This window comes from Rhizobacter sp. P2_H2 (assembly GCF_056403375.1).
This window is the reverse complement of record NZ_JBFUFP010001138.1, coordinates 1-1,678: the sequence shown is the minus strand read 5'-3', so window position 1 is coordinate 1,678 and position 1,678 is coordinate 1. Positions and strand designations below refer to the sequence as shown.

Sequence of the window (1,678 nt, the reverse complement as noted above, 5' to 3'; positions counted from 1 at the left end):
GCGCTGCGCAGCGTCGCGCCGCTGCTGCTGCTGGCGCCGGTGATGGCGCTGGCGATGGGCTGGATCGCGGCGCTCACGCTGCGCCCGTTGCGCCGCGTCGCAGGGCAGCTGCGCGAACGCGGCGAGCAACTGCTGGAGCCCCTGCCGCAGCACGGCCTGCCGGACGAGGTGGCGCCGCTGGTCGGCGCGCTGAACGCGCTGCTGCAGCGCCTGGGCCATTCGCTCGACACGCAGCGCGCGTTCGTGTCCGACGCGGCGCACGAGCTGCGCTCGCCGCTGACGGCGCTGAAGCTGCAGCTGGAGCTGCTGAAGCGCGCGCCCGACGACGCGCAGCGCCAGCAGGCCATCGACGCACTGAGCCACGGCATCGACCGCTCGGCACGGCTGGTCGAGCAGCTGCTGACGCTCGCACGCACCGAGCCCGGCGCCGCGCCCGCCGCCACCGAGCGCGTGGACCTGGCCGAGGTGGTGCGCCAGGCGCTGGTCGACACCGCGGCGTTCGCGCTGTCGCGCGGCGCCGACTTCGAACTGTTCGCGGATGAACCGGTGTTCGTGCAGGGCGATCGCAACGCGCTGTCGGTGCTGGCGCGCAACCTCGCGGACAACGCGGTGCGCTACTCGCCGCCGGGCTCGCGCATCGAGCTGCACGTGGCGATCGAGGAGGGCGCCGCGATCCTGCAGGTCGACGACGCCGGCCCCGGCATTCCACCGGGCGACCGCGAGCGCGTGTTCGACCGCTTCTACCGCCGCGCCGAGCACGAGGAATCGGGCACCGGCCTCGGCCTTGCGATCGTGCGCGGCGTCGCGCAGCAGCACGGCGCGAGCGTCACGCTCGGCGACTCGCCGCTCGGCGGCCTGCGCGCCACGGTGCGCTTCGAGGCGGCTGCATGACCCGCCGCGGGTGGACCTGGAAGATCTGGTTGCTGGCCTGCCTCGCCGGCATGGCCTTCGCCGCGCAGGCCGAGCAGATGTCGCTGCGCGAGTACGGCCAGGCCGACGGGCTGGACAACCTGGCGGCACGTGCGCTGGCGCAGGACCGTGCCGGCTTCCTGTGGGTCGGTACCGAGAACGGCCTCTACCGCTTCGATGGCGAGCGCTTCGAGCGCATCGGGGCCGAGCAGGGATTGATCGAGGTCAACGCGCTCGCTGCCGATGCGGCCGGTCGCGTCTGGGTCGGCACCACTGACGGGCTGTTCGTGTTGCAGAAGGGCGCGTTGCGCCGCGTCGATCGCGAAGGGAGGCCGATCACCGTCTTCTTCCCGCAGGGTCTCGCGGCGGCCGGCGCGGACCGGCTGTGGGYGATCGACGGGGATGGTCGGCTGCTCGTGGTCAGCAGCCCCGATGACGGCGAGCACTGGCGGGTGAGTGACGGCCCGGCGACCGTGCAGGCGCCCCTGCGCCAGCTGGAGAGCGTGCTCGCGACCGGCGACGATGAGCTCTGGCTCGGCTGCGGCGAAGCGCTGTGCCGCCTGCATGCGGGGCAGCTGGAGGTCTGGGACGCCGGGCGCGGCGTGCCGCGCCAGCGCTGGTCGCGGCTGCTGCGCAGCCGCGAGGGCGCACTGTGGGCCCGCAGTTCGAGCGGCATCGTGCAGCTGCCGGCCGGTGCAGAGCGCTTCGTCGAGCGCGGCGATGCGCAGTTCGTCGAGGATCCGGTGGCGAACTATCCGCTGCTCGAGGA

2 protein-coding genes are annotated in these 1,678 nt (G+C 73.7%); both read left to right on the top strand.

The window, feature by feature from the left end; genetic code table 11:
• The coding region (locus AC1D15_RS30890; RefSeq protein ID WP_477829036.1) for an ATP-binding protein at positions 1-891 on the top strand (891 nt) is incomplete at its 5' end.
• On the top strand, positions 888-1,678 hold a 791-nt coding region (locus AC1D15_RS30885), incomplete at its 3' end, for a ligand-binding sensor domain-containing protein (protein WP_477829035.1). The genes AC1D15_RS30890 and AC1D15_RS30885, both read left to right, overlap by 4 nt.